The following is a 24,438-nucleotide window of genomic DNA, read 5'->3' on the forward strand; positions in this document are numbered from 1 at the left end:
GATGTGCCGCAACATCACCATCCTGCGTGGCCTCGATCCGGCCGCGACCACCGACGAGATCGAGGCTGCTGCCCGCCAATACGTGCGCAAGGTGAGCGGCGTGCAGACCGTCTCCGCGCTGTCGGTCGACGCCTTCGAGCGCGCTGTGCGTCAGGTGACCGACGCGACGACGGAGCTGCTGGCCTCGCTGCCGCCACGACGCCAGCCGCCGTCGACGGTGCCCCCGCTGCGCCGGCTGCGCGGCGCGTCCTAGCGCGGCGCTCACTCAGTCCGCTGCAGACGGCGGACGGCGATCGGCCTTGCGGGTGCTGTGGCGGCGCTTCGCGTCGAGGCGCCTGGTGACAGACGCTCTCGTCGGGCGGGTAGCGCGCCGCGGAGGGGTCACCAGCAGCGCGCGGCGCAGCTTGTCGGCCAGACGCTCCAGCGCGAGCTCGCGGTTGCGAGCCTGCGAACGCTCGGTGGACGAGCGGGCGGTCACCACCGGGCCGAGACGCTCGAGCAGGCGCTCACGTTGCGCTTCGTCGAGGCACGGCGAGGCGGCGACGTCGAAGCGGACGACGATCGCGGTGTGCGAGCGGTTCGCGTGCTGGCCGCCCGGCCCGCCGCTCGTCGTCGCCCGGATGTCGAGCTCGTCGAGCGGGATCGCCAGCCGGCGCGAAACCCGCAGCGACGCCGGTTCGGGCGCGTCCGTCATCGCCCTCGGTTTCCTTCGTTGCCCCGGCGACAGGACGTCAGCGCTCGTACGGCGTGACGTCGGCGGCGTACATCTCGCGGAACAGCGAGAGGACCTCGCCCGGCTCCGCGTGGCGTCCGATCGCATGCTTGGAATAGAGGATCTCGCCGTCGACCTCGACGTCGAACACCCCCTTCGACCCGGTGACGAACGTCAGCTCGGCGATGACGTGCTGGTAGTCGTGCAAGAGGTCTCGTCCGGCGCTCACGGCGCGGTCTGAATAGTCTCAAGGCACGCAGTACGTGATGCGGATGCGATGGTCGCTGCGTGGCGTCGCCGGCTCGGCCATGACGGCCAGGTTACCGACGCGGCTATCTGCCTTGGCGCCAGTGCTGGAGCGGCGTCCAGGCCCGTTCGCCGCCGAACGGCATCGCGACCGGCGCGCCGTCGGCGCCGGCCGAGCTGTAGGCGGCGCACACGATCTCGAGGATGTGGCGCCCGAACGCGGCGTCCATGAACGGCCTGCGACCGTCGCCCACGTCCGCGACGAACGCCCGCAGCTGGTCGAGGTATCCGTACTGGTCGACGAGTGGCGGATCGGTGCGCGCCGGCGGCAAGGCGACCGGCTCGCCGAGCTGCTCCAGACGAGGCACGGGCAGCAACTCGGCGCGCAGCACGCCGGTGGCACTCGCGAGCTGCGCGTCCCACAGCGGCTGCTGCGGACCCTGCCAACTGGAGACGACCTTGCCGACGAGTCCGCTCTCGAAGTGCAGCGACACGTCGGCGTGTTCGTCGGTGCCGTGGCCGCTGCCACCGCGCAGCGCGCACTCGACCGCGCTCACCTCGCCGGCACCGCCGGCGCGTGCGGCGAGCACCGCCACGGCAAGGGGATGCACGCCGAGGTCGAACAGCGCCCCTCCACCCCACTCGTCGGTGGTGAAGTCCCCCCACGTCGGTAGGTGCTGCAGGGCGCGGACTTCGAGGTTGGTCAGCGTTCCGAGTGCCGGTGCCCGTCGCAACAGCTCACGCACCACGGGGGAGTAGGCGAGGTTCTCGCCGTACAGCACCCGCTCGCCATGTTCGGCGGCCGCCGCGACGAGCGCGTCGGCCTCGGCGAGGGTGCGGCACAACGGCTTCTCGACGAGCACCGCCGCGCCGGCGTCGAGCATCGTCAACGTGTCTCCTGCGTGGAGCGCGGGCGGCGTGAGCACGAGCACGTGCTGCGCCCCGGCCGGCAGGTCGGCGTAGCCCACCGCCCTCGCGCCCACCTGGGCCGCTCGCTCGGCTGCGCGCTCCGGCGTCCGTGACGCGACCGCCACGACTTCCAGGCCGAGATGGCGGGCCGCAGCGAGGTGCGCGTACGAGATCAGACCCGCGCCGCACAGGGCAAGGCCGCGGGGCGGTTCCACCGGGCGCTGGCGCTGGCTCAGGTGCCGGCGAGCTCGGCGACGACCGGAGCGAAGCTGTCGATGTCTTCCGCACCGACGATGACGTACGAAAAGCCCCAGCGCTCGCGCCGGGCGCGCAGCGAGTCGGCGATCTGCGCCGGGTTGCCGACGAGCGCGAACGGCGACTCCTCGAGCATCGACACGTCGACGGCGAGCATGGTGGCCAGGCCCTGGATCACCGAGTCCCTGTCGTCGGTGACGTTCACCATGAAGGCGCGCACGTTCATCTCGAGGTGGTCGAGCCGCTCACCGGCCGCTTCGTGCACGATCGCGACCTTCGCGTCGACGGCTGCAGGCGACATCGAGTCGAAGGCCTCGGGTCCGACCTTCCCGGCGGTGAGCGTGGCGTTGATGCCGACGATGTCGGCCTGCCGCGCGGCGATCGACAGCACCCTCTTGCCACCGCCTCCGATGAGGATCGGCGGACGTTCTTGCACGGGCTTGGGCAGCCCGTCGTACCCGCTGATCCGGTAGTGCTCGCCCTGGAAGGAGAACGGGTGGGGGCCGAGCGCGCTCTTCATGATCGCGAGCCCTTCCTCGAAGCGGTCGATGCGCACGGCGGCCGAGTCGTACTCGATGCCCGACTGCTCGTAGTCGCTCAGCATCCATCCGGCTCCGAGGCCGATCTCCAAACGGCCGTCCGACAGCACGTCGAGCGTGGCCATCTCCTTCGCCAACACCACCGGGTGCTTGTAGTCGTTGTCGAACACCAGCGACCCGACGCGTAGCGTCGTAGTCGCCGCCGCGGCCGCCATGAGCGCGGGCACCGGCGCGAGCTGGTCGGAGAAGTGGTCCGGAAGCGTCAGCACGTCGTAACCGTTGCCCTCGGTCCGGCGGCAGATCTCGAGCCAGCTCTCCCGATCGGGGGCGCCGGAGGCCTGGACGCCGAAGCGGAAGGGACGGATCGGGTGGGTCACGACAGGGCACGGTAGTCGCGGGGTCGAGGCAGTGATGCCCTCGGGAACGGCACCAGCACTACCGTGATCCCGGTCATGCGTCTCGTCGGCTGGCTCCTGCGTCTCGGCATCGTCGTGAGCGCCGGCGCCCTGTTGCTGACCGCCGTGGTGGTCGGCGCCGGGCCGCGCGGGTGGCAGGCGCTGAACGCGCACTCGCAGGTGCCCCTCGGTCTGCCCGCCTTCGCCGACCTCGCCGAGCGCACGTACGTCTACGACACGCTGGACAACGAGATCGCCGTCTACGAGCTGGAGAACAGCCAGCCCGTCTCCCTCTCCCAGGTGCCCGCCGACGTGATCAGCGCGGTGCTGGCGGTGGAGGACCGCGAGTTCTACCGCCACGACGGCGTCAACGTCCGCAGCCTGATCCGAGCCACGCTGTCCAACTTCGAAGGTGGTGCGCGGCAAGGCGCTTCGACGATCACGCAGCAGGTGGTGAAGATCGAGTTCCTCGCCGGCCTCGAGCGCGACGGGCGCTACAAGCTGCTCCAGACCGTCTACGCGCTGCGCCTGGAGAAGGAGCACACCAAGTCCGAGATCTTGGAGCGCTACCTGAACACGATCTACTTCGGGAACAACGCCTACGGGATCCAGGCCGCGGCAGAGGTGTACTTCGGCAAGCGCCTCGTCGACCTCGACCTGATCGAGGGTGCCTTCCTCGCCGGGTTGATCCAGGCACCCTCGGCGTACGACCCGATCCGCAGCCCCGAGCAGAGCCGGCGCCGCTTCGCCCAGGTGCTGGACATGCTCGTTCGTGCCGAACTGCTCGATCAGGCCGAGGCCGACGACCTGGCCGAGAACTGGGAGATCCCGGAGGTGGTGCAGAGCTTCCCCGAGCGCGACATCAAGCGCACGCACTTCTCCGAAGCGGTCAAGGACTTCTTGTTGAACCGCTCGACGATCCTCGGGGACACCTACCAGGATCGCTACAACGCGCTCTTCCGCGGTGGTCTGCGCATCCACACCACGCTCGATCCGTTCAAGCAGCTCGCCGCCGAGCAGGCCAAGACCGACCAGCTACCGATGAACTTCGCGGGTGTCGAGGCGTCGCTCGTGTCGCTCGATTCCCGCACCGGCGCTGTGCTGGCGATGGTCGGCGGCAGACCGTTCGAGGCAGGGCGCAACGAGGTCAACCTGGCGCTGAGCACCCGCCAGACCGGCTCCAGCATCAAGCTGTTCATCCTCGCCGCCGCCGTGCAGGCCGGCGCGCAGGCGAACGACCTGATCGACGGCACCCGCCCCTGCACGCTGCCCAACCCGGACAACCCCGACGAGCCGTTCGTCGTGGAGAGCGGCGTCAGCCGCTCGCTCGGCCCGCTCGAACAGATGACCTGGTACTCGATCAACTGTGCCTTCGCGCGGCTGTCGCAGATGGTCGGTCTCGACCGCGTGGTGTCCACCACGTACCGCATGGCGCGCTCGGGCTACCTGTACGAGGGCCAGCCGATCGCCGAGCGCGATCCGATCATGCCGTACGCGAGCTATGCCACCGGGGCGAACGAGATGAGCGCGCTCGACATGGCCTCGGGGGCGCAGACGATCGCGAATGGCGGCGTCCACATGGAGCCGTACTTGGTGGAGACGATCGAGTCGCCACGCGGGATGGTGTACCAGCACCTCGACCTCGGCACGCCGGTGCTGACCTCCGAGGCGGCGTGGCGCACCGCCGACATCTTGACCGGCGTGCTCGAGCGCGGCACCGCCGACGACCACGCGCTGGCCGACGGACGGATCGCGGCCGGCAAGACGGGCACGCAGGAGGAGAACACGAACGCGTGGTTCGTCGGGTTCACGCCTCAGATCACCACCGCGGTCTGGGTGGGGCACCCGGATCGACACCTGCCCATGGAGGACATCCCCGAGTTCGTCGCCGCGGGCGTGCGCAAGGTGCAGGGCGGCACGTTCCCCGCCGCGATCTGGAAGGAGTTCATGGACTACGCCCACTTCGGGCTGGGGTTCGAGTCCTTCCCGCCGCCCGCGCCGTACACCCGCCCGTCGACGCGCCTGTACCTGCCCGGTGCGGACTGCCTCGGGCGTCTGGTGTCCGGGACCATCCCGACGCCGGGCCAGTCGACGACGACAGCCGCGACCCCGCCGCCGACGACGACGCCTCCCGACGGCAGCGCTCCGCCAGGCTCGGCGGCACCCACCACGTCACCACCACCCACCGCCGTGATCAGGCCGGTCGATCCCGGGACGACGATCGCCAGAGGCAACACCGACCCGACGTGGCCGCTGCCGAGCGTGAGGCCGAACGAGTTCATGGTGTACGACTGTGCCGGCAGCCTTCCGGCCGGGGTGCGCGATTGACCGCGCCCGACAGGGTTGCTCGCTGAGGGAGGCGAATCAACTGATGGATGAGGGTGGTCCAGACCACACCGACGTGCTCGATCTGCTGCTGCAGATCCAGCGTGCCGACACGGGAGCCGACCAACTCCGCGTCGCACGTCAGCGGCTGCCGGAGCGGGCGCAGCACGCCGAGGCGACGAGGTCGCGCTCCGAGCTGGCCGCGGCGCAGCGCGCGGCGGCAGCACGGATGACCGAATTGGAGGCGGAGCTGTCCCGCGCCGAGGCCGAGGGAGACTCCCTCGCCGCGCATTCCAGGCGACTGGAGGCACAGCTGCGCACGGTCATCGCGCCGCGTGAGGCCGAGGCCTTGCAGCGGGAGATCGCCGGGCTCGCCCAACAGCGCAGCGATCTCGACGACCGCGGCTTGGAGCTGCTCGACGAGCTCGGTGCGCTCGAGTCGGCTGCGGGCGAACTCGCCGGCAAGGAACCCGACGTGACAGCCGAGGTATCGGTGGCCGAGGTGCAGCTCGCCGCGGCGGAATCGAAGATCGATGCCGAGCTGGCCGAGCTGACCGACCGCCGCGGTGTCCTCGCGGGGGAGCTGCCGGCGGCGGTGGTGGTGCGCTACGAGCGCGCCCGGTCGTTGCACGACGGTGTAGCCATCTCGCGCCTCGACGGCTCACGCTGCGGGGGTTGCCACATCGACCTGTCCCGCTCGGAACTGGAGGAGGTGCGTCACCTTCCAGCCGGCGAAGTGGGTGAGTGCCCCAACTGCGGCCGGATGCTGGTGAGCTGAGGCCCCAGTGCTGCTGTGGTTCCTCGGCACCGGAATCGCCACCGTGTGGTTCGTGTTCCGCGACCCACGATTCGACTACCGCGTGCTCGCGCTCGGCCTGCTGCTGCCTGACGTCGTCGACGGGCTCACCGGCGGATCGTCCGTGCTGCACTCCCTTGCCGGCAGCGTCGGGCTGATGGTCGTGGTGATGGTGGCCACCGTCGGCCGGCGGGCTGCTCGCCGACGCTGGCTGGCGCTGCCGATCGGCACCTTCTTGCACCTGGTGTTCGACGGGGCCTTCGCCAACGCCGAGGCGTTCTGGTGGCCGTTCACCGGGCTCGGCTTCGGCGACGAGCCGCTGCCCGTCGTCGCCCGGGGGTGGTGGAACGTGCCGCTCGAACTGGCCGGGCTGGCGGTGCTGGTGATCGGTTGGAGGCGGCTGGGGTTGCGGCGGGCCACCGAACGGAGCGCGTTCGTGCGCACCGGGCAGCTCGCGGCGCCCCAAGGCGGGGCAGCGACGTGCTGATCCTGGTGCGTCACGGGCGTACGGCGCTCAACGCCGCCGGGCAGCTCCAGGGCAGGCTCGACGCCAACCTCGACGACCTCGGACAGTGGCAGGCGGCACGCCTCGCGGGCGTGCTCGGTGGGATCTCCGCCGTCGTCTCCAGCCCGCTCGCGAGGGCGCGCCAGACCGCTGCGGCGATCGCGCAGGGACGTCCCATCCAGGTGGACGAGCGCTGGACAGAGCTCGACTACGGCGACCTCGACGGCCGACGAATCACAGACGTCGGTGGCGACACGTGGCACCGCTGGCGCACCGACGCCGACTTCGAACCACCAGGGGGCGAGTCGTTGGCAACGCTCGATCGCCGTGTGCGCTCCGCCTGCGAGCAGCTCTGCCAGCGGGCGACCGAGGGCGACGTGGTCGTGGTCAGCCATGTGTCCCCGATCAAGGCCGCGGTGTGTTGGGCGGTGGGTACCGACGTCTCTGTGTCGTGGCGCGTGCGCCTCGACACGGCTTCGATCACACGCATCGGGATCGGTCCCCGCGGGCCGATGCTGTACAGCTTCAACGAGACGCTGCACCTCCTCGATCCGCCGGCCGAGGGCTGAACCACCCGCTCGTGAAGAAAGGGTCAAGTCGGCCGTTGGGACTGCCGATGTCATGGTCGTGCAAGCGCCTGCGCGCTCGACCTCTCCGGCTCCTCAGGCCTCGGCCGCCGAGCCGGTCGTGGATGTCCGCGCCCACGGGACCGGGCTAGGCCCGGAGGAGCTGCTGGCGGAAGCCCGAATGGTGTTCCAGCCGGTGGTCGACATCGCTTCCGGTGTCGTCGTCGGCCACGAGGCCTTCCTGCGGGGCCCGGCCGGGTCCGACATCGAGCTGCCCGCTGGGTACTTCCAACGCGCCACCGAGGTCGGCTGCCACGTAGAGCTCGACAGGCACGCGTTCTCGCTGGCCGTCGACGCGGTCAGCCGGTCTGGGCGCTGGCAGCCCGAGAACGGCGTCTTCGTGAACGCCGGTCCGGCGATGCTCTTCGGCGCCGTGACCGACGACTTCGAGGCAGCGATGCGCGCGGCTGCCGCAAACGCCACGTGCACACTGGAGATCGGCGTCGCCGACGCCTACGACCGCCCGGTGGACGTGCTGCACACGATCAAGCGCTTTCGGGAACGAGGCTGGCGGATCGCCCTGACCGACCTCGGCGAGGAGACCACGTCGATGTCGATGCTCGCGTTGCTCGAGCCCGACGTGGTCAAGCTCGCCCCGTGCACGATCGACGCCGGGGGAGCGCTGCCACCGGAGCGGATGGCCGCCGTGCTGTCGATGCTGCACGAACGCACCGGCGCACCGACCGTGGCCCAGGGAGTGGAGAGCTCGCTGCAGTCCGGCCGGGCGTGGGAGCTCGGGGTTCAGCTCGGCCAGGGCTGGTGGTTCGGCTACCCCCGTGAGGTTTCCGAGGTCGTCCACGGGGGCCCGCTGGTGCTGCCCGCCGCGGCGGCGCCGACGACGATGAGCGGCCTGCTCGACGAATGGGGCGATGACTGGCCCGAGATCGACACCGAGACGGCGACGGTGCTCGTCGGCCGGCTGCTCGACGAGGCGCTCGGCATCGGCGACGAGGCGACGGTCGTGGTGCAGGTCGGCGACCTCCCCGGTGGGGCGGCCTCGCTGCAGTGTCCGCTGGCCGCGATCGCAGGCGCGGGGGCCCACCTGACGGTGGCCGCCACGAGCGTTCTCGGGCTGGCACCTGTTGGCGCGTACGTGGTCGACGTCGGCCGCGACGATCCGAACGCCGGGCTGACCGTGGTCGCCGTGCTCGGCGCCGACTCGGCGCTCGGCCTGGTGCTGCGCCCCGGCCCCGGCCCCGGCCCCGGGCCCGGCCGGCGGGGCCACGTGCTGACCGACGACGTAGGCGCCGTCGCTGCCGTGGCCCGCGCGGTGATGCTGCGCTAGCCGCCCAGGCCCGCTCGAGCGCATACCCCCGCCGCCGGGGAAGTGCGATGTGTGGAGACAGACGGGTGCTCTGAGATATCGCACTTCCAGAAGCCCCCGGCGAAGTGCGATGTGTGGAGACAGACGGGTGCGCTGAGATATCGCACTTCCACCGCGGCGGAGGGCGCGCCGGGCTCAGGGCGCTGGGCGGGCAGGGTTGGTGACGGTGAGCCGGCCTGTAAGCGGGATCCTGTGGCTCGCCTCGGCGAGCTGGTGACCATCCATCTACGCGGCCTACCCGAGGGTGCCCCGAAGGGCGAACGGGCCGTCCGTGCCCTCTGCTCGGCCTTGCTCCGGGTGGGGTTTGCCAGCCGTCCGGGTCACCCCGGGCGCTGGTGCGCTCTTACCGCACCGTTTCACCCTTGCCTGTGGCCCGGTCACCCGGGCCCATCGGCGGACTCTCTCTGTTGCACTGATCCGTCAGGTCGCCCCGACCTGGCTCTCGCCAGCACCCTGCCCTGCGGAGTCCCGACTTTCCTCGACACACATGTGCGTGCCGCGGCCACCCGGCCGACTCACCGTCGCGGGCCAGTCTACGGCTGGAGTCGCGAGCTCAGGCTTCGCAGGCGCCGAGGTACTCGTACGCGAGCGAGTTGAGGCTCAGCGTCTCGAGGTTCACCGTCGTGGCGGTGCCGTTCTCGTCGGGCGCGCCGATGGTGATCGGGATCGGCGCGAGCGACCCGAACGCGCCGGGCACGGCGAACGTGGTGGACGCCCCCTCCTCGACAGCGGTGCCGCCGGGCAGGCTGCTCGAGTCGATCAGCACGTCGGGATTGATCAGCATGGCGAGAACGGCCGAGCGGCGGGCGGCCTGCTGGCCGATGTTCATCATCTCCATCCGCAGCTCCTGGTCGTTCAGCATGGGGACGAACGACTGGCAGGTGGAGCCGATCAGCGATTCGAGCGCGTGCGCGACGGTGAGCGAATCGGCTGCTGCTTCCGGGGAGGGTTCGACCCCGTCACCGCCTTCGATCAGCTGGATCGCAGGCTCGATGTACACGCGCTGGAAGCGGGGGTTGGGGCAGGCGAACACCTCACCGCCGGCCGCGGTGGTGAGCTCGGCGAACGTCGCGGCGTTGGCCTCGTGGTCGGCGAGGAAGCGGGAGGCGAGCTCGCCCGCGTCGGCGCCGAGCGTCGTCCCGAGCGCCTCGTACACGTGCATCGCGCTGTGCTCGAGCGAGGTCGACGTGCGCAGCAGGGCGACATCGGTGACCGGCGCATCGGGGAGTGCCGTCGTCGGGGGCACGGTGCCGACGCGGGGGATCCCGCCTGCGTCGGACTCACCGCCGCAGGCGGCGACGAGGGCACCGAGCGACAGCGTCGCACCGGTGGTCGTTAGGAATCGACGGCGGTTGACCGCTTCCATGGAGATCCCTTCCAATCTCAGGCGTCGTCCGCCGGCGTCAGCGGCTCGATGTCGGGTGTCACCAAGAAGGCGTCGGCGTCGGCGACAGGATCGAGCCCGGCCAGCTTGGCGAGCACCGCTGCGTGGCGGGCCTCGACGATCTGGATGGAGGCCACCAAGCTGGACGCGTTGGTGCCTTCCAGCTCGCTCAACAGCGCTGTGTGCGTAGCGACGAGGGAGTTCTCGAGGTCGTGGGCGGCCTTCGCGACCTCGGCCGCGCTGCCCTGCTCGAAGCCGTCGACGAGCTCGTCGTACAGCGCTTCGTCGTGGCTGTTGGTGGCGACACCGCCGACCAGCCCGGCGACCGATTTCGCGTAGGCGTCGTGGTGGAGGCGGAGCGCGTCGAAGTTGGCACGCATGGTGTCGTCGAGATCGACGTCGCTGCCGAGCGCGGCGCGGTACAGCGCCATCGCGGTCAGCTCGACCTGCTGGACGAAGACGAGCAGGTCGGTGTCGGCAGCGGTCGGTCGCGCCGGCGGGGCCGTGGTGGTGGACTCGGCGACGCTGTCGTCCGTCTGGGCGGAGACGGGGCGGGCGGCGACTGCGGCCAGCGCGGCTCCGACGATGCCGGCGCCGAGGAAACGGCGCCTGTTCGCGCCGTCGGCGGCGGACTTCTCCGTCACGTCGGCGTGCGTGATGTCCACGAAGGATTCCTTTCGATCATTGCTGTCCGATCGTCGATCCCTCCCAGCCTTCCCGGCCGGGGGGCGCCCGGGCAACTCTAGAAGTCGAGGGCGGAGAGGTCGGGGATCCATCCGGCGGCTCTTTCGACTGCTCTTGCCCACTCTGCGCGGTCGAGGGGAGCCGTCGGCTCCGCCCGGTAGGCGGGCCGCCAGGCGGCGGCGACGTCGTCGAGCGAGCTCCAGGCGCCGATCGCCAGCCCGGCGAGGAAGCCTGCGCCGAGAGTGGTCGCCTCGACCACCGGGGAGACCTCGATCGGGCGGCCGGTCGTGTTCGCGAGCGCCTGCACGAACGTCGGGTTCGTGCTCATCCCGCCGTCCACACGCAGCGACCCGATGGACAGCCCGGTATCCGCCTCGGCGGCTTCGACGAGGTCGGCCCCGCGATGGGCGACGCCTTCCAGCACGGCACGCACGAGCTGGGCCCGGCCCGAGCCGCGGGTGACGCCGAGCAGCGTGCCCCGGGCGCCGTAGTCCCAGCGAGGGGTGCCGAGGCCGAGCAGCGCAGGCACGTAGACGACGCCCTCCGTGGTCTCGCACTGCGCGGCGACGTCGTGGCTCTCGGGCGGGTTCGCCAGCACGCCGAGGTCGTCGACCAGCCACTCGACGTTCGTGCCCGCGGAGAGCATCACCGCCTCCGCGCCCCAAGTGAGCTCGCCGTCGCGGCTCCAGGCGACGATCGGGAACGTGCCGTTGGCCAGCCTGTGCGCCGTCTTCGGAGCAGGAGCGCCGGTGCATACGTCGAGCATCCCGCCCGTGCCGAAGGTGATCTTGGCCATGCCCGGCTTCACGCAACCCTGCCCGACGAGCGAGCCCTGCTGGTCGCCGACGAGCGCGGCGATCACGGGGGCGCCGGGAAGAGCCGACGCCTGGCCGACAACTCCGGAGGTGTCGACGATGCGGGGGAGCAGCTCGATCGGCAGACCGAGGGCGGTGCAGCTGGCCGGGTTCCAGGCGGTGCCGTCGACGAGCGCTAGCCCGGTGACGGCTGCGTTCGTGTGGTCGGTGACGTGCAGCTCTCCACCGGAGAGCGTCCACGCGATCCACGAGTCGACCGTGCCGACGCAGAGCTCGGCGGGGTCGCGCCCGGCGGCATGGTTGGCGAGCAGCCACGCCGCCTTCGTCGCCGTCTGGTTGGGAGCCAGCCCGAGGCCGTGCTCGGCCTTGGCCATGATGCAGTCGAACACCGTGCGCAGGTCTTGCCAGCCGATCCCTGGCCCCAGCGGTTCGCCCGTGGCGCGGTCCCACAGCACCGTCGACGCGCGCTGGCAGGTGACGCCGACCGCGTCCACCGGCCCGGTGCGCTCGATCACCGCCCGGGCGACTTCGAGCACCGTCGCGGCCATCTCGGCGGGGTCGAACTCGACCATTCCCGGGAACGGGGTGGAGGGCGGAGTGGCGCGGTGCTCGAGGGCCGTGATCGACGCGTCGGGGTTGACGACCCCGGCGCGCAGACCGCTGGTGCCGACATCGATGACGAGGATGCTCATGGCTCAGCCGTCCTTTCCGGCGCCTTGGCGCTGTGGGCTCATTCCTTTGGCCTGCAGGTAGGAGCCGAGGAAGCCTCCGACCACCCCGGCGACCAGTGCCATCGTGAGATTGAACAACACCGCGGACCATCGCACCTCGTCGCCGCGCAGCAGCTTGACGGCGACGAACACGGCCTGGGCGGCCACGTAGGTGCCGCCGGCGGTGACGATGCCGTGCGACAGCGGCGTGCCGCGGCGCTGGTGCCAGGCCGCCACGCCGGCACCGAGCACGAAGCCGAGCACGGCGCCGAACGACAACAGCGCGGCGAGCGCGCTACCCCCGTCGCCGTCGGCACCGTCGGCGGAGTCGGCCACTGCGCGGGCGGCGATCGAAAGGGGCACGGCGAAGACCAGTGCCACCGAGGCTCCGGCGCGGATGGCCGCCCGGTCGAAGCGGTCGGTCAACGCCGCGGCTCCTCACCGGGTGGGGCGCCTGCTGGGGCCGCGGGCCATGCCGGCGCGCCGAAGGGGCTCGGCAGGCCGAGCTTGCCGGGGTTCAAGATGCCGGCGGGGTCGAGGGCCTTCTTCAGCGCGACCAGCACCTGGTGGGCGTCACCGAGGGCTTCGGCGGTGAACCGGGAGCGATTCAGACCGACGCCGTGGTGGTGGCTCAGGTTGCCGCCCGCGGCCAGCACCGCTCGCGTCCCGGCGTCCCACAGCGCCGCGTAGGTGGCGTCGACCTCGTCGGCAGGAGGGGTGGCCGCGAACGTGAAGTACAGGCAGGCGCCGTCGACGTAGCTGTGCGACAGGTGGCAGGTGGCGGCCCGGGCGTGGGGGACGGCGAGCAGCGCCGCGCGGGCGGAGTCGTCGATGGCCGCCAGCTTCGACCACGGCGCGGCGATCTCCATCGTGTCGACGACGAAGCCCTTGCGGGTGAGCCCCTGCAGTGCGCTCGTGTCGTTGCGGTGGTGCATCCAGCGCTCGACGGTCTCCACCGGCCATGGGCTCGATCCGGGCGTGGCCGCGCACTCGTCGGCGACGACCGCCATGCCCGCGTCCACCAGACCCTGGTCCCCCTCGTCGAGCACGAGCAGCACGCATTGGGTGCCGTCCCCACCCTGTCCGCGCTGGCTCTCGGGGGCGTCGTACAGGCGCAGCACGGCCGGCGTCGCCCCGCGGCGCAGGATGCGCCGACAGGCATCGATGCCCGCGGTGAACGACTCGAACGCGTACGCCGCGCGGCGCTCGACAGCGGGTGCAGGCCGGCAGCGCAACCACACGCGGGTGACGATGCCGAGCGTGCCCTCACTGCCGACGAACACCTGGGTGAGGTCCGGTCCGGCGGCCGAGCGCGGCGCTCCACCGGTGCGCACGACGGTGCCGTCGGCGAGCACCACCTCTAGACCGGCGACGATGTCTTCGATCTTGCCGTACCGCGTCGAGTACTGGCCGGCTCCTCTGCACGCGACCCATCCGCCGACGGTGGCGAGGTCGAAGCTCTGCGGGAAGTGCCCCGCGGTGAGGTCGCGGGCGCGCAACACCTGCTCGAGGTCGGGCCCGAAAGTGCCGGCGAGCACCTCACACACCATCGACTCCTCGTCGACGTCGACGACCCCTTGCAGCCCGCTGAGGTCGAGCAGCACTCCGCCGTGGACCGGGACCGAAGCCCCGCATACGCCGCTGCGCCCCCCGGCGGCGGTGAGCGGCACCCTGGAACCGTGGCAGGCGGCCGCGACGGCGGCGACGTGCTCGGGTGTCGTCGGCCGGCACACGGCGCCGGCGCGCCGGGGCACCTCGCCGGCGAGCGACCAATGCAGGGCGAGCGGCCACCAGTCGCGGCTCGCCTCTGCCGTGGCGGCGACCGTGGTGTCGGTGGGGCACACGGCGCGCAGCCGGTCGACGAGCTCGGCGGGGACTTCGACCACGGGAGAGCCGAGGTGCTCGCCGGTTCCGGTGAGCTCGATCGGCGGCGTAGGTGCGCTCATCTGGGGCCGGCCAAGGGTGTCGTCGGGAGAGGGGAGCCATCGGGCCTGTTCGGTTCAAATCCGAGGCCCGCTTGCGCCTCGCGGGCGCAGAGCTCCCGGTATTCGTCGGCTTGCCGGCTGGTCTCGGCCTCGTCCCAGCCATGTTCGGCGGCGAGCAGGCGCGCCACCTCCGGCGCGGCCTCGACGGACGCCCGGCGATCGAGCAGCCTGGCCCTCGTGCGCCGGCTGAGCACGTCGTCGACGGAGCGGGCCATCTCGTGGCGGGCGGCGTAGACCGCCTCGGCGCGCAAGTAGGGCAGGCCCTCGACGAGCGGCGCGCCGAGCGACGGGTCGGCGTCGACGAGATGCGTGAGCGCGGCGGCGAGGCTGCCGTGGCGACCGTCGAGGTGGTCTGCGAGCGAGCCCGGCGACGCACCCGCGCGTTTGCGCCGGTCGCCGCCGAGCAGGCGCAGCCGCTTGGTGCGACAACGCCCGTCGCTGCCGAGCAGCAGCGCCGCTGCGTCGACGGCGTCTTCGGCCATCTCGCGGTAGGTCGTCAGCTTGCCGCCGGTGACGGTGACCACTCCGGAGGCACTCACCTGCACCGAGTGTCGCCGGGAGAGGTCGGCGGTGCGGTCGGTAGGAGCCGCGTCGACGAGCGGGCGCAGACCGGCCCAGGTCCCGGTGACGTCGTCGGCGGTGATGCCGGTGGTGACGCTCGCGCCGAGCGCGGCGAGCACGTAGTCGAGGTCCTCCTTCGTGCACTGCGGGTCGTCGAGTGGGCCGTCGTAGTCGGTGTCGGTGGTGCCCACGTAGGTGTGCTGGAACGTGCCGTCCGCCCGCTGGCCCCAGGGCACCAGGAAGAGGCTGCGCTTGTCCTTCGGCACCGGGATGATGACCGCGATCGTGTTGCGCACCTTCTCCCACGGGACGGTGACGTGCACGCCCTTGGCCGGTCGCAACCTTGCCGGGTCGGAGCCCTCATCGAGCGCGCGCACCTCGTCGGCCCACACGCCGGTGGCGTTGACCACGACCCGCGTGCGGATGGTCAGCGTCGAAGTGCCGGCATCGACCTGCACCGTCGACACCTTGCCGCTCGCGTCGTGGCCGATCCCGGTGACCCTGGCACCGTTGGCCACAACCGCTCCGTGCGCAGCAGCGGTGCGTGCGACGGTGAGGCACAGGCGAGCGTCGTCGGCGGCCGTGTCGTAGTAGAGGTACGCGCCGGAGAGCCGCTCGGAGTCCATCGTCGGCATGTGGGCGAGGGCGCTCGCCCGCCGCAGGCGCCGGTGGACGCGCCCGATGCGGGCGCCACCGGTGAGGTCGTACATCCACAACGCCGAACCGAGCGCGCGGGCGATCTTCTTCGAGATCAGGCCGTCCTTCACGAGGATCGGGATCATGAACGGCAGCAGGCGCACGAGGTGCGGCGCGTTGCGCTTCAGCCGTTGGCGTTCGCGCAGTGCCTCGTAGACGAGGCGTACCTCGCCCTGCTGCAGGTACCGCAGCCCGCCGTGCACCAGCTTGGAGCTCTTCGACGACGTGCCCGACGCGAAGTCGTCACGCTCGACGAGTGCGGTGCGCAACCCGCGGGTGACGGCGTCGAGCGCGACGCCGGTGCCGGTGATCCCACCGCCGACGACGACGACGTCGAACTCCTCGGTCGCGAGACGGCGCAGCATCGTCGTGCGTTCGAACGGGGGCTGCGCTGGCACCCCCATGTTGTAGCGCGGACTCACGCGGGGATCGGATCCCCAGCGGGGTCGTGCATGCAGAGCGTCCAGTTCATGAAGTCGTCCGGGAACAGCCGGTCGCAGTACTGCTCCAGCGTCTCGACGGCCGAGCCGTCCGGGCTCGCCGGTGGCGGAGCCGTCTGGGGGACGGAGGGCTCCTCGCCCATGGTCTCGACGATCGCGGTGGCCGGAGGGCTCCCACCGGCCTCGTTGAACGCGACGACCGAAACGGTGTACGCAACGCCCGGCTCGAGCCCCGGGATGGTGAAGCTGAGCGTGTCGAACGGCACGACGAAGCGCACGCCCATCGGATCGACGGTGATCTCGTAGCCCGTCTCCGGAGCGTTCGTCTCGACCCCGCCCGGCGTCCACGACACCTCGAGCGACCCGGCGGCGAGCGGGTCGACGTTCAGGTTCTCGGGAGTTCCCGGCACCGGGTTGATCTCCTGGCCGACCTCCTTCGCGAACGTGTACGAGTTCTCCTCGCTGGGGGCACCGAGCGTGCCCGCTACCTGGGTGAGACGCTCTCCTCTCCCGTCGACGCCGGCGGCCGGCGCACGCACCGTGAACGCCGCTTCGACGGCCGTGGCACCGCCGGGATCGGTCCTGTACGACACGCCGGCAGCCGTCGGCTCGATCGAGACGCCGTTCATCAACACCGACAGCTCGTACGACTGCGGGCCGGTGGCGTCGCCACACTCGGCCCAGTAGCTGACGATGACCGTGTACTCACCCTCCGGGCTCTGCCCTGGCGGCCAGAACACGTTCTCCACCGGTGAGGTCGTGGCGGACGAGCATGCGGCGTTGGAGTCGACGTCGAGCTCTCCGCCCGAAGGCGACGTCGGGGTGGTGAAGTCGATCCTGGACCCGGCGGGGTCGACGACGGCGAGGTCGAGGTCGGCGGTGCTTCCCCAGCGCAGCGTCACCTGCACGTCGCCGGTGCCGAGCTCGGGCTCTCCTGGCCGGGTCGTAGGCACGATGACGTCGGGCGGGATCAGGTCGGGCGGGATGCAGGCCTCGGGGTAGAGGTCGCAGATGTAGTCGATGAGGACCGGGCCGTCGTCGACCCTGCCGTCGGTGGTGCCGGGGCGGCGCTTCAAGAACCCGGCCCCGTTCAGGTCGACGAGGGTGAAGTCGTTGATGGTGATGTTCGTCGTGTTGTTGACGACGACGATCGTCGTCGGGTCGAACCCCGGCCACGGGTCGCCGCGCCAGGTGATGCCTTCAGGCTGAGCGATCGGCGGGGCCAGCGGGTTGCCGCAGCTGCACTTCGCGCGGGGGATGCCGTACTCGTCGACGAACACCGCCGAACCGGCCTCGAGCACCACCTGGCGCGCGGTGGCGACGCCGTTGCGGAAGCCGTACATCGTCACGCGTGTGTCGAGGCGCAGCACCACAGGCGTCAGGCCGGCGATGTACTCGGGGATCCTTGCGGGGTCGATGCCTTGCACACCGGCCCACGCGGCGGCCTTCTCCGGCTCGCTCTGCAGATAGGAGATCATCTGCGCCGCGTTGCACGAGGCGTTGTCCCGCGTGCCGCCGTACAGGCCGGGTCGGGTGGCTTCGATGGTGCGCACCCCGACGGCGCTGTCGAGGGGCAAGGTGGTCGCCGTCGGCACACCGGTTGTCGGTGTGACCGTCGTGGTCGCGCCGGAGGTGGTCGTTCGCGGCACGGTCGTGGTGACACCGGCCCTGGCGGGCACGACTCGCGCCGGCGCGTCAGCGGTGTTGGTGTCGACGCTCGCCGTGAACGGGTCGGGTCCCGGCTGCGTCGCCGGCTCGAGGAACACCTCTCCGGCGCTCGTGACGGCAGTGGTCGTCGACCCGTCGGCTTGGTCCTTGTCTCCGCCGCCGCTGAACGCCAGCACGCCGGCGACGAGCAGCAAGACGGCACCGATGCCGAGGATGACGAGCAGCGGGACGTTCTTCTTCTTCTCGCCAGGCGGCTCGTCGCCTCCCGCGGCCGGGAAGCCGACGGCCGTCGGCGGTCCGGGCGGCGGTGGCGCAACGGCGCCCCCCGGCGGGGGCGGGGGCAGCGACGACGACTGGGCGCCGGCACCCGGTTGCGTGAGTGCACCGCAGTTCGGGCAGAACGCCGCGCCCTCGGTGATCCCCGAACCGCAGCTGGCACAGAAGTGAGCCATGGTGAGCCTCCCCGCTCCGAGTGCCCGTCCCCGGATCAGGTCCGGGCGCGATTCGTCCTCGCCGCAGAGGTTACTCCTGGGTAGCAACCCCCGCAGCGATCGGGCGTCCCCCAAGTTCTCGGTCGGATTTGTGACACATAGCGCGACTCATCCGACCGAGAACGGGAGGGAGTAGTTCGCATGAGTTGCGAACTAGCAATCAGTGCGTTTATGGTGGGCGGTGATGAAGCTGCCTGCCGAGCTCACCACCGAGTTCCGCGCGAACGGGCTGAAGCTGACACCTCAGCGCCAGCTGCTGTTCAGGCTGCTGCACGGCAACGAGACGCATCCGACGGCGGACTCGCTGTACGCGGCGGCGAGCGCCGAGATGCCCGGCATCTCGTTGCGCACCGTGTACCAGACGCTCACCGACCTCGTCGCGATGGGTGAGCTGCGCCTGCTCGACCTCGGCGCCGGCGCCAGCCGGTTCGATCCGAACGTCGACGAACACCAGCACCTCGTATGCGACACCTGCTCGGCAGTGCGCGACGTCTACGTCACCGGAGCCGAACAGCTCGACCTCGCCGACCTCGCGGGGTTCGAGGTGGAGTCCACCGCGATCGTGTTCCGCGGCCAGTGCGCGTCCTGTGCCGGCGCCGCTCGCGACATCCAGTCCGTCCCGGCCGTCCCCGCCGGCTCATCGAGCCCATCCAGCCCATCCAGCCCATCCAGCAACACCGATCCCCAACCGAGCCAAACCACAAGAGGAAAGTGAGAAGCCGACCCATGGCTGATCTGACCAAGTCCCAGACCCACGACAACTTGAAGGAAGCGTTCGCCGGCGAGAGCCAGGCCAACCGCCGTTACCTGTGGTTCGCCCAGAAGGCCGACGTCGAGGGCTACCCCGACGCTGCGGCCCTGTTCCGCTCCGTCGCCGAGGGTGAGACGGGCCATGCCCACGGCCACCTCGAGTACCTGGCCACGGTCGGCGACCCGGCCACCGGCGAGCCGATCGGCGACACCGACGACAACTTCAAGTCCGCCATCGCCGGCGAGACCTACGAGTTCACGCAGATGTACCCGGGATTCGCGAAGACCGCCCGCGACGAGGGCTTCGGCGAGATCGCCGACTGGTTCGAGACGCTCGCGAAGGCCGAGAAGAGCCACGCCGGGCGCTTCCAGCAGGGCCTCGACGCGCTCTGACGCGCGCCGCGTCGGGTGGGGCCGAGGCCGTTCGGCCTGGGCCCCACCCGACTCTGATACAGCCCCTCCCAACGCTGCAGTCCACCCACGCGACCCGAGCAGGCCCAGATGACCATCACGTACGACCCGCACCACCCGAAGTACCTCGACGAGAAGGACGTCCGCGACGAGCTGACCCGCGTCTACGACCTCTGCCACGGTTGCCGGTTGTGCTTCAAGTTCTGCACCTCGTTCCCGACGCTGTTCGAGTTCATCGACCGCCACGACGACCAGGACGCCGGCAAGCTCACCCCGGCGCAGCAGGACCAGGTGATCGATGAGTGCTTCCAGTGCAAGCTCTGCTACGTCAACTGCCCCTACATCCCCGGCCAGCACGAGTGGGCGCTCGACTTCCCGCGACTGATGCTGCGGGCCGACGCGATGCGCCACGAGCGCAAGCTCGCATCGGCCCGCGACCGCCTGACCACCGAGCTGATGGGTCGCACCGACATGCTCGGCAAGGTGGCGACCACCGCGAGCCCGATGATGAACAAGGTGCTCGGTGCCGCACCGGGGTCGCTGCTGCGCAAGCTGGTCGAAAAGACCGCCGGCGTGTCGAGCGTGCGCCTGCTGCCGCCGTTCGCGAGGCAGCGCTTCACCACCTGGTTCAAGCGGCGTCCCAAGCTGCGCATCGGCAAGCGCCAGGGCCGGGTGGCGGTGTTCCCCACCTGTCTCGTCGAGTATCAGGCACCTCAGATCGGCCACGATCTGGTGAAGGTGTACGAGCGCAACGGCATCGAGTGCTCGCTGACCGACACCACCCACTGCTGCGGCGCTCCGTTCCTGCACAGCGGTGACATCGACCAGTTCAAGAAGATCGCCAACAAGAACGTGGCGGCGCTCGCCACCACCGTGCGCAAGGGCACCGACATCGTCGTGCCCCAGCCGACCTGCGGCTACGTGTTGAAGAAGGACTACGTCGACTACGTCGACGAGGCCCACCGCGCCGAGGCCGAGCTAGTCGCCGCCCACACGTTCGACGCCGCCGAATACCTGGTCGACCTGCACAAGAGCGAGGGCGCCAGCCTCGACCTCGAGTTCGAGGGCGACGTGCCCGAGACGATCACGTACCACACCCCGTGCCACCTGCGCGCCCAGAACATCGGCTTGCGCAGCCGCGACCTGATGAAGCTGACCGGCGCGAAGGTGAAGCTGGTGCAGCAGTGCAGCGGCATCGACGGCATGTGGGGCCTGCGCGCCGAGAACACCGAGATCTCCGTGCCGATCGCCCGCAAGCTCGGCGACGACATCCTTCGCGCCGGCGGCGACGTCGTCACCGGCGACTGCCATCTGGCGAACACCGCGATCAACGAGCAGACCGGGCGGGAGCCGCTGCACCCGTTGCAGCTCCTCGCCCGTGCGTACGGCATCCCCGAGGAGCCTCGATGACCGATGCGACGAAGGGGTCACGCCGGCTGCAGGTCGGCGACATCGCCGATCTGCGCGAGTACGAACGAGAGCGCGAGGCGACGCGGGCGCGGGTGATGGCGCTGAAGGAGCGCCGCCGCGTGCACCTCGGTCCGATCATGACGCTGACGTTCGAGAACCGCGAGACGGTGCGGTACCAGGTGCAGGAGATGGCCCGGGCGGAGAAGCTGATCTCCGACGCCGAGATCCAAGGCGAGCTCGACGCCTACAACCCGATGATCCCCGAGCCCGGCCAGCTCTGCGCCACCTTGTTCCTGGAGCTGACCACCGACGACCAGCTGCGCGAGTGGCTGCCCAAGCTCGTCGGCATCGAGCGCTCGCTGCAGTTCCGCCTGCCCGACTCCCAGGCGGTGCGCTCGGCTAGCGAAGAACAGCACGCCCGCCAGCTCACCCGTGAACACGTCACCGCGGCCGTGCACTACGTGCAGTTCGACTTCACCCCCGCGCAGGTCACGGCGATGGCGACGGGCGAGGTGGTCTTCGAGTCGGTTCACCCCGAGTATCCGTGGTCGACCCGGCTCGGCGCCGAGACCCTGGAAGAGCTGCGCGGCGACCTCGGGGCGGCCTGACCCAGCCACGTCGGCTGTTTCGCGATTTGGGCCTTCCCAACGGCCCGGAACTAGTCCTAGTGTCGTCTCTGCGACCGTGTCCGGCTCACAGGGGATGATCACTGGTGGACAAAATCGTGTGGCGGCAGCTGGGGGCTTGCCGGGGTCTCGACCCGGGCATCTTCTACCCGGAGACCGACGACGAGGCCGATCAGGCGAAATCGGTGTGTGCCGATTGCGGGGTGCGCATCGCGTGCCTCGAGCACGCGCTGTCGAGTCGCGAGAAGGTGGGCGTGTGGGGCGGTGCCACGGAGCGTGAACGGCGCCGGATAGTGCGCCAGCGCCGCCGGTCGGCCTGAACCGCGCTCGCTAGCCTCGCTTCGATGACCACCAGCACCCACCCGCGCCTGGACGAGATCGGGGGCTGGCCGAGCCTGATTGCCGCGGTGCTCGACCATTACGACCTGCCGAGCGTGCACGCGCGGGCGGCGATGTCGACGATCCTCGACGGCGACGCGACCCCGGCCCAGCTCATCGCGTTCGTCGTCGCACTGCGCGCCAAGGGCGAGACGCCGGAGGAGATCTCGGGGATGCTCGACGCGGTTCTGGCCGCGGCCACGCTCGTGCCCCTCGCCGACGACCTGCGTGACCGGGCGGTCGACATCGTCGGCACCGGGGGCGACCGCAGTCACTCGGTGAACGTGTCGACGATGTCGGCGATCGTCGTCGCCGCCGCCGGGGTGCCGGTGTGCAAGCACGGCGCGCGTGCGGCATCTTCGAAGTGCGGCGCCGCCGACGTGCTCGAAGCCCTGGGCGTGGCGATCGAGCTCGCGCCCGACGGTGTGCTGCGCTGCATCGAGGAGGCCGGCATCGGGTTCTGTCTGGCGCCGCGCTACCACCCCGCGTTCCGCTTCGCGGCGGGCGCGCGCAAAGAGGTCGGCATCGCCACGGTGTTCAACCTGCTCGGGCCGATGGCCAACCCCGGTCGTGTGCGGCGCCATCTGATCGGTGTCGCCGACCCGGGCATGGCCGAGCGGATGCTCGCCTCGCTGCGCATCCACGGGGCGGTGCGGGCCTGGGTGGTGCACGGCGACGGGCTCGACGAGCTCTCCACCACCGGCCCCAGCACGGTGCTCGCCCTCGACGACGACCACGTCACGACGTTCACGGTCGACCCTGTCGGTCTCGGCCTGGCGCCGGCGATCCCCGAGGAGCTCGAGGGCGGCCTGCCATCGGAGAACGCCGAGTTCGTCCGCCGGGTGATGGCCGGTGACCACGGCGCGCACCGCAACATCGTGTTGCTGAACGCCGGCGCGGCGCTCGTGGTGGGCGCCGCGGTCGACTCGATCGAAGCCGGGATCGAGCTCGCCGCCCAGACGATCGATTCCGGCAAGGCGGCCGACACCCTCGACCGCTTGGTCGAGGTGTCTCAGGCCGCCGCGGCCGCCGAGGCAGCCGCGACCACGACCGCCTGACGACGGCGACGAGCGCGGTCTCAGGCCGCGAGTCGGCCGCGCCGGGGCAGGGTGAGGCGCTCGACGTGAGGCACCGCCGGGTGGGCCGACGCCCAGGTGCCCGAGCACTCGAGGATCTGCAGCCGGTCGGCGTCGGCGTCGAGCGCGCGCCCGATGCAGAGCAGCTCGTCGACCGCCTTTCTCGGCAGCGGGACCCCGGGGAGCACTGCTTCGTCGGGCGGCAGTGGAAGGGCGGCCGTCAGAGCGCCCGGCACGCGGGCGTCGAGCAGGCGGCCGTGGTCGAGCTCGATCTCGACGTCGCCGAGGCGCAGCACCATCCGCCCGGCGTGGCGCAGCTGGTCGGTGAGCCTCTGGCGGCGCACTGCACCCGCGAACGCGCTGGCCCGGTCACGCACCGCGGCGGCCTCCTCGAACCGCTGGGCGGCGGCGAGCTCGGTCATCCGCCGGTACAGGTGGTCGAGCACCAGGTGCGGCGCGGTGGTCATCGCCCGCTCCGCCGCGCCGACCGCTTCGGCGTACAAGGCCGGATCGGCCTGACCGGCACACGGGCACATCGCCACGCCGAGCTGCGCCGGCGCGCACGGGGTGGCGTCGGAGGCGACTACGTGGCGGGGCCCGATGCGCTTGCCGCAGCGGCGCAGCGGGATCGCGGACTGCAGCGCCTCGACGACGAGCGTGGCCATCGCGCGGCTGGGTAGCGGGCCGAGGTGCACGCCGCTGCGCGCCGGGTCCTTGACCACCACGATGCGCGGCCATGCCTCTTCGGTGGTGAGCCTGACGTAGCAGTAGCGCTGCCACGTGGTGCCCGCGCGGTTGTAGCGCGGCAGCAGCTGGTGGAGGTAGCGCTGCTCCAGCACGGCGGCGGTGAGCGGGTCGGGCGTCTCCACGTGGCTGACCCGCTGCGCCTCACGCAACAGCGCACCTACCTTGCGCCTGGTCTCGTTGGTGCTGAAGTAGCTGCGCACCCGCTGGCGCAGGTTGGTGGCCTTGCCGACGTAGAGCACCTCGTCGCCGGCGCCGTGGAACAGGTACACGCCAGGGGAGCGAGGAAGCAGGTTGGTCTGGCGGAGCTTCGCGACGTAGGGGTGCCCGGCGAGCTGGGGCAGCAAGAGCAGGTCGTCGAGGCCGAGCACCCCGTACGCGGCGGCGCGCTCGAGCAGCAGGTGCAACAGGTCGGCGGTGGCGAGGGCGTCGTCGAGGGCGCGGTGGCTGGGGCGGTGGTCGAGACGGAAGCGGGAGGCGAGGGTGCCGAGCCTGCAGTCGGGCACCTCGTCGCGCACGAGGCGTCTGGCAAGGGCGACCGTGTCGACGACGCTGTGCGTCAGGCGTCCGCGGCCGCCGCGTTCGAGCGCAGCGTTCACGAACCCGACGTCGAAGCGCACGTTGTGCCCGACGATCACCGTGCCTGCCGCGAACTCGAGCAGCGACGGCAGCACCTGTTCGACGCGGGGTGCGGGCAGCACCATGGCCTCGGTGATGCCGGTCAGCACGGTGATCGACGGGGGGATCGCGCACCCCGGGTTGACGAGCGTCTGGAAGGTGCCGAGGCACTCTCCGCCGCGCACCTTCACGGCGCCGATCTCGGTGATCCGGTCGGCTCCGGGGGAGCCCCCGGTGGTCTCGAGGTCGATCACGCAGAACACCACCTCGTGCAGCGGCGTGCCCAGTTCGTCGAGGCTGCGCTGCCCGGCTGCGGCGCGCCCTGTTTGCGTTCCCCGTCCCATCCGGCGAACAGATGT

General features: G+C 71.0%; 24 protein-coding genes and 1 other RNA gene. 12 read left to right on the plus strand and 13 right to left on the minus strand.

Annotated elements, in window-relative coordinates; all coding sequences use genetic code 11:
• Nucleotide 1 precedes the first annotated feature (1 nt).
• Nucleotides 2-253, plus strand: coding sequence for a DUF2277 domain-containing protein (locus IPM43_13930; protein ID QQS24485.1), 252 nt, complete (start codon nucleotides 2-4; stop codon nucleotides 251-253).
• A 12-nt stretch (nucleotides 254-265) separates the two neighbouring features.
• Here IPM43_13930 and arfB read toward each other — a convergent pair whose 3' ends face one another.
• From arfB to IPM43_13950, 4 genes are all read right to left on the minus strand, one after another.
• Nucleotides 266-694 (minus strand): aminoacyl-tRNA hydrolase, encoded by a 429-nt coding sequence (gene arfB, locus IPM43_13935; protein ID QQS24486.1) that lies wholly within the window; start codon nucleotides 692-694, stop codon nucleotides 266-268.
• A gap of 37 nt (nucleotides 695-731) precedes the next feature.
• Nucleotides 732-941 carry an Rdx family protein gene (locus IPM43_13940; protein ID QQS24487.1) on the minus strand — a complete coding sequence of 70 codons (210 nt, stop codon included), beginning with the start codon at nucleotides 939-941 and terminating at the stop codon, nucleotides 732-734.
• A 103-nt stretch (nucleotides 942-1,044) separates the two neighbouring features.
• Entirely contained in the window at nucleotides 1,045-2,082 is a 1,038-nt protein-coding gene (locus tag IPM43_13945; protein ID QQS24488.1) for a Gfo/Idh/MocA family oxidoreductase, read from the minus strand.
• Between the two features lie 17 nt (nucleotides 2,083-2,099).
• Complete coding sequence (locus tag IPM43_13950; protein QQS24489.1) at nucleotides 2,100-3,038, minus strand: TIGR03621 family F420-dependent LLM class oxidoreductase; 939 nt, start codon at nucleotides 3,036-3,038, stop codon at nucleotides 2,100-2,102.
• A gap of 75 nt (nucleotides 3,039-3,113) precedes the next feature.
• On the opposite strand from IPM43_13950, the gene IPM43_13955 reads away from it, so the two are divergent.
• The 5 genes from IPM43_13955 to IPM43_13975 all read left to right on the plus strand — a co-directional run bounded on the left by IPM43_13955 (nucleotide 3,114) and on the right by IPM43_13975 (nucleotide 8,593).
• The gene (locus tag IPM43_13955; GenBank protein QQS24490.1) at nucleotides 3,114-5,384 is read left to right on the plus strand and encodes a penicillin-binding protein; all 2,271 of its coding nucleotides are present in this window, start codon (nucleotides 3,114-3,116) and stop codon (nucleotides 5,382-5,384) included.
• Nucleotides 5,385-5,427: 43 nt separating this feature from the next.
• Entirely contained in the window at nucleotides 5,428-6,159 is a 732-nt protein-coding gene (locus tag IPM43_13960; protein QQS24491.1) for a hypothetical protein, read from the plus strand.
• Between the two features lie 7 nt (nucleotides 6,160-6,166).
• Entirely contained in the window at nucleotides 6,167-6,664 is a 498-nt protein-coding gene (locus tag IPM43_13965) for a hypothetical protein (protein QQS24492.1), read from the plus strand.
• Complete coding sequence (locus tag IPM43_13970) at nucleotides 6,658-7,251, plus strand: histidine phosphatase family protein (GenBank protein QQS24493.1); 594 nt, start codon at nucleotides 6,658-6,660, stop codon at nucleotides 7,249-7,251. The genes IPM43_13965 and IPM43_13970 overlap by 7 nt, the downstream gene beginning before the upstream one ends.
• 178 nt (nucleotides 7,252-7,429) lie before the next feature.
• On the plus strand, nucleotides 7,430-8,593 hold the full coding sequence (locus IPM43_13975; GenBank protein QQS24494.1) for an EAL domain-containing protein: 1,164 nt from the start codon (nucleotides 7,430-7,432) through the stop codon (nucleotides 8,591-8,593).
• A gap of 202 nt (nucleotides 8,594-8,795) precedes the next feature.
• Here the strand turns inward: IPM43_13975 and rnpB are convergent.
• The 8 genes from rnpB to IPM43_14015 all read right to left on the minus strand — a co-directional run bounded on the left by rnpB (nucleotide 8,796) and on the right by IPM43_14015 (nucleotide 18,027).
• Nucleotides 8,796-9,150: RNase P RNA component class A (rnpB, locus tag IPM43_13980), an RNA gene on the minus strand.
• A gap of 35 nt (nucleotides 9,151-9,185) precedes the next feature.
• Nucleotides 9,186-9,998 carry a hypothetical protein gene (locus tag IPM43_13985; GenBank protein ID QQS24495.1) on the minus strand — a complete coding sequence of 271 codons (813 nt, stop codon included), beginning with the start codon at nucleotides 9,996-9,998 and terminating at the stop codon, nucleotides 9,186-9,188.
• Between the two features lie 17 nt (nucleotides 9,999-10,015).
• Nucleotides 10,016-10,681 (minus strand): ferritin-like domain-containing protein, encoded by a 666-nt coding sequence (locus tag IPM43_13990; GenBank protein ID QQS24496.1) that lies wholly within the window; start codon nucleotides 10,679-10,681, stop codon nucleotides 10,016-10,018.
• A 77-nt stretch (nucleotides 10,682-10,758) separates the two neighbouring features.
• A complete protein-coding gene (locus IPM43_13995) occupies nucleotides 10,759-12,207 on the minus strand; it encodes a glycerol kinase (GenBank protein QQS24497.1) in 1,449 nt (482 codons plus the stop codon).
• 3 nt (nucleotides 12,208-12,210) lie between these two features.
• Entirely contained in the window at nucleotides 12,211-12,651 is a 441-nt protein-coding gene (locus IPM43_14000; GenBank protein QQS24498.1) for a hypothetical protein, read from the minus strand.
• A complete protein-coding gene (locus IPM43_14005) occupies nucleotides 12,648-14,171 on the minus strand; it encodes an FAD-binding oxidoreductase (GenBank protein QQS24499.1) in 1,524 nt (507 codons plus the stop codon). The genes IPM43_14000 and IPM43_14005 overlap by 4 nt, the downstream gene beginning before the upstream one ends.
• Nucleotides 14,168-15,865: a glycerol-3-phosphate dehydrogenase/oxidase gene (locus IPM43_14010; protein QQS24500.1), complete on the minus strand. Its 1,698-nt coding sequence runs from the start codon at nucleotides 15,863-15,865 to the stop codon at nucleotides 14,168-14,170. Before IPM43_14010 ends, IPM43_14005 begins: the two co-directional genes overlap by 4 nt.
• Nucleotides 15,866-15,885: 20 nt before the next feature.
• Nucleotides 15,886-18,027, minus strand: coding sequence for a fibronectin type III domain-containing protein (locus IPM43_14015; protein ID QQS24501.1), 2,142 nt, complete (start codon nucleotides 18,025-18,027; stop codon nucleotides 15,886-15,888).
• Nucleotides 18,028-18,250: 223 nt separating this feature from the next.
• On the opposite strand from IPM43_14015, the gene IPM43_14020 reads away from it, so the two are divergent.
• From IPM43_14020 to trpD, 6 genes are all read left to right on the plus strand, one after another.
• A complete protein-coding gene (locus tag IPM43_14020; protein QQS24502.1) occupies nucleotides 18,251-18,781 on the plus strand; it encodes a transcriptional repressor in 531 nt (176 codons plus the stop codon).
• Between the two features lie 11 nt (nucleotides 18,782-18,792).
• Complete coding sequence (locus IPM43_14025; protein QQS24503.1) at nucleotides 18,793-19,209, plus strand: rubrerythrin; 417 nt, start codon at nucleotides 18,793-18,795, stop codon at nucleotides 19,207-19,209.
• A 108-nt stretch (nucleotides 19,210-19,317) separates the two neighbouring features.
• Nucleotides 19,318-20,637, plus strand: coding sequence for a 4Fe-4S dicluster domain-containing protein (locus tag IPM43_14030; GenBank protein ID QQS24504.1), 1,320 nt, complete (start codon nucleotides 19,318-19,320; stop codon nucleotides 20,635-20,637).
• Nucleotides 20,634-21,245: a DUF3501 family protein gene (locus IPM43_14035; GenBank protein ID QQS24505.1), complete on the plus strand. Its 612-nt coding sequence runs from the start codon at nucleotides 20,634-20,636 to the stop codon at nucleotides 21,243-21,245. The genes IPM43_14030 and IPM43_14035 overlap by 4 nt, the downstream gene beginning before the upstream one ends.
• 101 nt (nucleotides 21,246-21,346) lie before the next feature.
• Complete coding sequence (locus IPM43_14040) at nucleotides 21,347-21,583, plus strand: WhiB family transcriptional regulator (protein QQS26471.1); 237 nt, start codon at nucleotides 21,347-21,349, stop codon at nucleotides 21,581-21,583.
• A 24-nt stretch (nucleotides 21,584-21,607) separates the two neighbouring features.
• On the plus strand, nucleotides 21,608-22,699 hold the full coding sequence (trpD, locus tag IPM43_14045) for an anthranilate phosphoribosyltransferase (GenBank protein ID QQS24506.1): 1,092 nt from the start codon (nucleotides 21,608-21,610) through the stop codon (nucleotides 22,697-22,699).
• A 20-nt stretch (nucleotides 22,700-22,719) separates the two neighbouring features.
• On the opposite strand, the gene IPM43_14050 is transcribed toward trpD, so the two are convergent.
• The gene (locus tag IPM43_14050) at nucleotides 22,720-24,423 is read right to left on the minus strand and encodes a DEDD exonuclease domain-containing protein (GenBank protein QQS24507.1); all 1,704 of its coding nucleotides are present in this window, start codon (nucleotides 24,421-24,423) and stop codon (nucleotides 22,720-22,722) included.
• Nucleotides 24,424-24,438 lie beyond the last annotated feature (15 nt).

Source organism: Actinomycetota bacterium (genome assembly GCA_016700055.1).
GTDB lineage: Bacteria > Actinomycetota > Acidimicrobiia > Acidimicrobiales > Ilumatobacteraceae > Kalu-18.

Excerpts from the sequence above, each read along its gene's own strand:
- IPM43_13930 (QQS24485.1), top strand. The coding sequence starts at position 2 with ATGTGCCGCAACATCACCATCCTGCGTGGCCTCGATCCGGCCGCGACC.
- IPM43_14005 (QQS24499.1), bottom strand. The coding sequence starts at position 14,171 with ATGAGCGCACCTACGCCGCCGATCGAGCTCACCGGAACCGGCGAGCAC.
- arfB (QQS24486.1), bottom strand. The coding sequence starts at position 694 with ATGACGGACGCGCCCGAACCGGCGTCGCTGCGGGTTTCGCGCCGGCTG.
- IPM43_13975 (QQS24494.1), top strand. The coding sequence starts at position 7,430 with ATGGTGTTCCAGCCGGTGGTCGACATCGCTTCCGGTGTCGTCGTCGGC.
- IPM43_13995 (QQS24497.1), bottom strand. The coding sequence starts at position 12,207 with ATGAGCATCCTCGTCATCGATGTCGGCACCAGCGGTCTGCGCGCCGGG.
- trpD (QQS24506.1), top strand. The coding sequence starts at position 21,608 with ATGACCACCAGCACCCACCCGCGCCTGGACGAGATCGGGGGCTGGCCG.
- IPM43_13955 (QQS24490.1), top strand. The coding sequence starts at position 3,114 with ATGCGTCTCGTCGGCTGGCTCCTGCGTCTCGGCATCGTCGTGAGCGCC.
- IPM43_14035 (QQS24505.1), top strand. The coding sequence starts at position 20,634 with ATGACCGATGCGACGAAGGGGTCACGCCGGCTGCAGGTCGGCGACATC.
- IPM43_14015 (QQS24501.1), bottom strand. The coding sequence starts at position 18,027 with ATGGCTCACTTCTGTGCCAGCTGCGGTTCGGGGATCACCGAGGGCGCG.
- IPM43_14025 (QQS24503.1), top strand. The coding sequence starts at position 18,793 with ATGGCTGATCTGACCAAGTCCCAGACCCACGACAACTTGAAGGAAGCG.
- IPM43_14020 (QQS24502.1), top strand. The coding sequence starts at position 18,251 with ATGAAGCTGCCTGCCGAGCTCACCACCGAGTTCCGCGCGAACGGGCTG.
- IPM43_13985 (QQS24495.1), bottom strand. The coding sequence starts at position 9,998 with ATGGAAGCGGTCAACCGCCGTCGATTCCTAACGACCACCGGTGCGACG.
- IPM43_14030 (QQS24504.1), top strand. The coding sequence starts at position 19,318 with ATGACCATCACGTACGACCCGCACCACCCGAAGTACCTCGACGAGAAG.
- IPM43_14050 (QQS24507.1), bottom strand. The coding sequence starts at position 24,423 with ATGGGACGGGGAACGCAAACAGGGCGCGCCGCAGCCGGGCAGCGCAGC.
- IPM43_13960 (QQS24491.1), top strand. The coding sequence starts at position 5,428 with ATGGATGAGGGTGGTCCAGACCACACCGACGTGCTCGATCTGCTGCTG.